Below are 5552 nucleotides of genomic sequence, written 5' to 3' on the forward strand. Positions count from 1 at the left end.
GCGCAGGCCTCGACGCCAGCAGCCGGGGCGCGACCAGCGCGACGCCGGCCCCGCCCAGGACGCAGAGCACGCCGAACGCCACGAGCGCCCAGGCGCCGGCGCCGCCGAGCGGCTTCGGCCTGTACGCCGCGGGATCCCTGGGAAGGTCGGGCTCGCCGGCGCTCATCGCTCAGGGCCGCCGGTCGATAAGGTTGAGCAGCGCGGCCTCCAGCGGGAAGGGCGGAAACGCCTTGGCCGCCAGCCGCGTGCGGGCCAGCGGCTGCACCACCGCCTTCGAGAGGCCCAGGGCGCGCATGTCGGGCGCCGGATGCGTCTTCAGCACCTTGGCCAGCACCTGGGCGGCGCGCGGCGAATGCAATAGCACAGCGTCGCTGCGGGTCAGCCGATCGGCCTGGGCCTCGGTGAGGTCCACTGGCGCGGTCTCGTAGAGCACTAGCCGGCGCGCCGCGACGCCCTGCTTCTCCAGCGCTCCGGCGAGGTCGCCCGCCGGCTCCATCGCACCCGGGTGAAGGACCGCGCCGCGCAACTCACCTCGCCGGGATGCGATACCCTCGGCCAGGGCTTCCACGTCGCCATCGGCTGAGAGCACCGACTTGAAGCCCGCCTGCCGGGCCGCCTGGGCCGTTGCCGCGCCCACCGCGAACACCTTCAGCCCGCGCTCCCCGCTGGCGTCGGCGAAGGCGCGCACGCCGTTGGCGCTGGTGAACGCCAGAGCGGCGACACCGTCCAGGTGGATGGCGACGTCGGGCAGCACGCGGACCGCCAGGAGCGGCGCGACGACCGCGTCATGGCCCAGCGCCCGCACGCGATCGGCGGTGACGTCGGCGCCCGGTTGGGCGCGGGTGATCCAGATTCTCTGCCTGCCGCCTGCCATGCGGCGATCCTGTTAGCTGAGCCGTTGCACTTTCACCAACGACGATGCGGCGCTGCGGACCAATGTTCAACGGTCGCCCGCGACGGAAGGCTCAGAGGACGATGGCGTCGCCGGCTTCGGCCTTGATCGCCTGGCCCAGGGAGAAGCCGAGATCGCGGGCCGAGGCCAGCGGATCCGAGAGCTGTGAGATCTCGGTGTCGCCGGCATGGCGGAAGCGCGCCGAGCCGTCGGGCGCCAGCGCCTCGACGATGAGCTGGATCGTGCCGCCCTCCAGCCAGGCGTGGGCGCCGATGGGCGTCTTGCACGACCCCTCCAGCGCCGCCAGGGCGCCGCGCTCGGCGGTGACGCACAGGGTCGTCGTCTCGCAGCGCAAGCCCACCACCCAGGGCAGGTCGCGGTCGGCCTCGCGGGTCTCGATCGCCAGCGCGCCCTGGCCCGGCGCGGGCGGGACCTCCTTCGGGTCGATCAGGCTCTTCGGCAGGTCTCCCAGCCCCAGCCGGCGCAGGCCGGCGTAGGCGAGCAGGATCGCATCGGCCTCGCCGGCGGCCAGCTTGGCCAGGCGCGTGTCGACATTGCCGCGCAGCATCTGCACGTCCAGGTCGGGGCGGCGGTACAGCGACTGGGCCTGCCGACGCAGGCTGGCGGTGCCGAGGCGCGCGCCCTGGGGCAGGTCCTCCAGCCGCGCCACGTCCCGGCTCAGGAAGGCGTCGCGCGGGTCCTCGCGCTCCGGGATCGCGGCGATGCAAAGGCCGGGCGGCAACTCGGCCGGCATGTCCTTCATCGAGTGGATGGCGCAATCGATCCGGCCCTCGATCAGCGCCTCTTCGATCTCCTTCGTGAACAGGCCCTTGCCGCCGATCTCCAGCAGGCGGCGGTCCTGCACCCTGTCGCCCGTGGTGGTGATGACGATCAGCGGCGCGACCGCCTCGACCTCGGCGGGGTTCGCGGGATCGGCGCCCAGGGCGGCGGCGATGCGGCGCTGCATGTGGCCCGCCTGGGCGAGGCTGAGCTTGGAGCCGCGCGCCCCGATGCGCACTTGGCCCGGATTGGCGGCAGGTTGCGAAGGCACGGTCGGCGGTCTACCTCGGAGCGGATATCGAGAGGCCTGCTACAGGAGCGGGCCTGCCCCGGCAACCGGATGACCGCCACCTACACCGCTCCCCTCACTGTCCTGGGCCTCGAGACAAGCTGCGACGAGACCGCGGCGTCGGTCGTGCGGCTGCATGAGGACGGCCGCGCCGAGGTGCTGAGCTCGATTGTGGGCAGCCAGATCGCCGAGCATGCGCCGTTCGGCGGCGTGGTGCCCGAGATCGCGGCGCGGGCGCATGTGGAGACCATCGATTCCATCGCCGCGCGGGCCCTGGACGAGGCCGGCCTGGGCTACGAGGACCTGGGCGGCGTGGCCGCGACGGCGGGGCCGGGCCTGGTGGGCGGGGTGATGGTTGGCCTGTCGTTCGGCAAGGCGGTGGCCCTGGCCCGAGGCCTGCCGCTGGTGGCGGTGAACCATCTGGAGGGCCACGCCGTCTCCGCGCGTCTGGGCGCGGACCTGCCCTATCCGTTCCTTCTGCTGCTGGTGTCGGGGGGGCACTGCCAGCTTCTGAGCGTCGACGGCATCGGGGCCTGCCGGCGACTCGGCTCGACCATCGACGACGCGGCCGGCGAGGCCTTCGATAAGATCGCCAAGGCGATGGGCCTGCCGTATCCCGGCGGCCCGGCGCTGGAGAAGCTGGCCGCCGGCGGCGACCCGGCGGTTTTCGAGCTGCCGCGCATGCTGCTGGGCCGCAAGGACTGCGACTTCTCGTTCTCGGGCCTGAAGACCGCGGCGGCACGGCTGGCCGACGGCGTGAGCACGGACGACCAGCGCCGCGACCTGGCCGCCGCCGTGCAGACGGCGATCGCGAACCAGCTCGCCGAGAAGTCGGACCGGGCCATGAAGGCCTATGCCGCCGAGCACGAGGCAACGGGCCTGCGGTTCGTGGTCGCCGGGGGCGTCGCAGCGAACAGGACCGTCCGCGCGAAGCTGGAGGAGACGGCGTCGAAGCGCGGCTTCAGCTTCGCCGCGCCGCCATTGGCCTACTGCACCGACAACGCGGCCATGATCGCGCTGGCCGGCGCGGAGCGGCTGGCCGCCGGGATCTCCGACCCGCTGGACGCCGTTGCGCGTCCACGCTGGCCGCTGGACGCCGCGGCCGCGGCCACCAGCCCCACCCACAAGGCCGGCCGCAAGGGAGCGAAGGCATGAAGCGCGCAGGGGTGATCGGCGGCGGCGCCTGGGGCACGGCCCTGGCCCAGGTCTGCGCACGGGCCGGACGCGACGTGATCCTCTGGGCGCGCGAGCCAGAGGTGGTGGAAGCCGTCAACGCCCGGCACGAGAACGCGACCTTCCTGGCCGGCGTGCCGTTGGACCCGATGATCCGCGCTACGGGCGACCTTGCCGACCTGGCGAACTGCGATCTCATCCTGGCCGTGCCGCCGGCTCAGCACATGCGCAGCGCCCTCTCCGCCTTCGCGGCCCACGCGCGCGACGGTCTGCCGATCCTGCTGTGCTCGAAGGGCGTCGAGCAGGGGTCGCTGAAGCTGATGACCGAGGTGCTGGCCGAGACCGTGCCGCAGGCGCGGGCCGCAGTGCTCTCGGGCCCCAGTTTCGCCGGCGAGGTGGCGCGCGGCCTGCCGACGGCCGTCACCCTGGCCTGTTCCGACACCGCCTGCGCCGAAGAACTGGCCGAAGCCATCGCGACGCCGACCTTCCGGCCCTACTTCGCCACCGACATGATCGGCGCCGAGGCCGGCGGGGCCGTGAAGAATGTCCTGGCCATCGCCTGCGGGATCGTCGAGGGCCGCGGCCTGGGCCGCTCGGCCCATGCGGCGCTGATCACCCGCGGCTTCTCCGAATTGACCCGCCTGGCCGTGGCGCTGGGGGGCGAGGCCGAGACCGTGGCGGGGCTCTGCGGCCTGGGCGACCTGGTGCTCACCTGCTCCAGCCCGCAGTCGCGCAACATGAGCGTCGGCCTGGCGCTCGGTGGCGGCCAGACGCTGGAACAGGCCCTGGCGGGCAAGCTGTCGGTGGCCGAGGGCGTCGCCTCGGCGCCGGCCGTGCGCCAGCTCGCCGCCCGCCTGGGCGTCGAGACGCCGATCTGCGAAGCCGTGGCCGCCATCCTGGCCGGCGAGGTCGGTGTCGACGACGCCATCCGCGGCCTGCTTTCCCGACCCCTGCGTGAGGAAAACTGAATGCCGACCTTCGTCCTCCACTGCCTCGACAAGGCGGACTCCATCGACCTGCGCATGGCGACCCGCGAGCGCCACCTGGCCTATGTCCAGAGCCGCGCGGCCGACGTGAAGATCGCCGGGCCGATGTTCGATGACGCGGGCGGCATGGCCGGCTCGATGTTCATCCTGGACGTGGCCGACAAGGCGGCGGCCCAGGCCTTCAACGACGCCGACCCCTACACCCAGGCTGGCCTCTGGCGGCAGGTCGAGCTGAACCCGGTGAAGATCACCTTTGGCCAGATCTGAGCCGGACAACCCGGCCCGCCCGCCCGCCGGCGTGCGCCTGTGCGCGCTCGCCGAGATCAAGGACCCCGGCGGCAAGAGCTTCCGCTTCCGCGAGGATACCCGGATGTTCGCCGGCTTCGTGATCCGCGAGGGCGAGGCCGTTCGCGGCTATGTGGACTCCTGTCCCCACGCCGGCTGGCCGCTGGCGCCGATGGACGACCGCTACCTGACCCGCGACAACCGCCACATCCTGTGCGCCGGGCATGGCGCGCTGTTCACTCTGGACGGGCTGTGCGTGGCGGGGCCGTGCGCCGACGAGCGGCTCGCGCCGTGGCCGGTGGAGCTGCGTGGGGGCGAGGTGTTTACGGCGTAGCGGCCCCCCCCCTTTGGGACCTCCCCGAGGGGGTTTCAGCCCGGCGCCCGCTCCGCGCCGAACTCGGCCACGTCCTGCAGCAGCGAGGCCGCGGCCTGCTTCACCAGCTCGCCGCCTTTCTCGGGGGTCGCCAAGCCGGGGTCGGAACCCATGCGGCCGTCGGCGTAGCGGGCGCGGAAGTCGTTGGCTTCGCGGATCGGGCCGGTGGGCGCGATCTGGGGCGCGTAGTTGGCCGACTTGATCGAGCCCGGATAGGCCCACTGGGTCACCGCGATCTCGGACGGCGTCGCGTGGCTGCCGTGGCCCACCGGGAACTGCCGGTTGGCGAGCGCGGTGACGCCGGCCAGGTCCCACCAGTTCTTCAGCTTGCAGGCGAAGCCACGCTGGCGGCCGGCGTAGCTGGCCTCGGCGTAGAGCTCCGAGAAAGCGGCCTCGATCGTCGCGACGTTCCCGCCGTGACCGTTCAGGAAGTAGAGCTTCTCGAAGCCGGCGTGGCTGAGGCTGCGGCACCAGTCGCCGATGGCCAGCATGAAGGTGGACGGGCGCAGGGCGATGGTGCCCGGGAAGTCCAGGTGGTGCTGGGCCATGCCGATGTTGAAGGTCGGCCCGACCAGGATGTCGCCGGTCTTCTCGGCCTCGTGGGCGATGATCTCGGGGCAGAGCCAGTCGGTGCCGAGCAGGCCGGTGGGGCCGTGCTGTTCGTTCGAGCCGATGGGGATCACCACCGTCTTCGACCGTCCGAGGAAGCCCTCGATCTCGGCCCAGGTGGACAGGTGCAGCAGCATGGGGAGGACGCCTTCGCGTGGATTCGAT

The 5552-nt window shown here is 72.7% G+C and carries 7 protein-coding genes; 4 read left to right on the plus strand and 3 right to left on the minus strand.

Going from position 1 to position 5552, the window contains the following annotated elements:
- Positions 1-169 precede the first annotated feature (169 nt).
- Positions 170-874, minus strand: a complete 705-nt coding sequence (locus Q0L11_RS12690; protein ID WP_296597692.1) for a uroporphyrinogen-III synthase — start codon at positions 872-874, stop codon at positions 170-172.
- Positions 875-965: 91 nt separating this feature from the next.
- Positions 966-1943: a hydroxymethylbilane synthase gene (hemC, locus tag Q0L11_RS12695; RefSeq protein WP_296597693.1), complete on the minus strand. Its 978-nt coding sequence runs from the start codon at positions 1941-1943 to the stop codon at positions 966-968.
- Between the two features lie 69 nt (positions 1944-2012).
- On the opposite strand from hemC, the gene tsaD reads away from it, so the two are divergent.
- From tsaD to Q0L11_RS12715, 4 genes are read left to right on the plus strand one after another with little or no spacing between them, the layout of a single operon-like run.
- A complete protein-coding gene (tsaD, locus tag Q0L11_RS12700; protein ID WP_296597695.1) occupies positions 2013-3116 on the plus strand; it encodes a tRNA (adenosine(37)-N6)-threonylcarbamoyltransferase complex transferase subunit TsaD in 1104 nt (367 codons plus the stop codon).
- A complete protein-coding gene (locus tag Q0L11_RS12705) occupies positions 3113-4102 on the plus strand; it encodes an NAD(P)H-dependent glycerol-3-phosphate dehydrogenase (protein WP_296597696.1) in 990 nt (329 codons plus the stop codon). Before tsaD ends, Q0L11_RS12705 begins: the two co-directional genes overlap by 4 nt.
- Complete coding sequence (locus Q0L11_RS12710) at positions 4103-4387, plus strand: YciI family protein (protein ID WP_296597697.1); 285 nt, start codon at positions 4103-4105, stop codon at positions 4385-4387.
- Complete coding sequence (locus Q0L11_RS12715) at positions 4374-4739, plus strand: Rieske (2Fe-2S) protein (RefSeq protein ID WP_296597698.1); 366 nt, start codon at positions 4374-4376, stop codon at positions 4737-4739. The genes Q0L11_RS12710 and Q0L11_RS12715 overlap by 14 nt, the downstream gene beginning before the upstream one ends.
- A 35-nt stretch (positions 4740-4774) precedes the next feature.
- Here the strand turns inward: Q0L11_RS12715 and Q0L11_RS12720 are convergent, their stop codons facing one another.
- Positions 4775-5524, minus strand: a complete 750-nt coding sequence (locus tag Q0L11_RS12720) for a creatininase family protein (protein WP_296597699.1) — start codon at positions 5522-5524, stop codon at positions 4775-4777.
- Between the last annotated feature and the right edge of the window lie 28 nt (positions 5525-5552).

The sequence above is a fragment of the Phenylobacterium sp. genome (assembly GCF_024508875.1).
Classification (GTDB): Bacteria; Pseudomonadota; Alphaproteobacteria; order Caulobacterales; family Caulobacteraceae; genus Phenylobacterium.

Coding starts and splice junctions, on each gene's coding strand:
- Q0L11_RS12690 (WP_296597692.1), bottom strand. CDS start 874: ATGGCAGGCGGCAGGCAGAGAATCTGGATCACCCGCGCCCAACCGGGC.
- tsaD (WP_296597695.1), top strand. CDS start 2,013: ATGACCGCCACCTACACCGCTCCCCTCACTGTCCTGGGCCTCGAGACA.
- Q0L11_RS12705 (WP_296597696.1), top strand. CDS start 3,113: ATGAAGCGCGCAGGGGTGATCGGCGGCGGCGCCTGGGGCACGGCCCTG.
- Q0L11_RS12710 (WP_296597697.1), top strand. CDS start 4,103: ATGCCGACCTTCGTCCTCCACTGCCTCGACAAGGCGGACTCCATCGAC.
- Q0L11_RS12720 (WP_296597699.1), bottom strand. CDS start 5,524: ATGCTGCTGCACCTGTCCACCTGGGCCGAGATCGAGGGCTTCCTCGGA.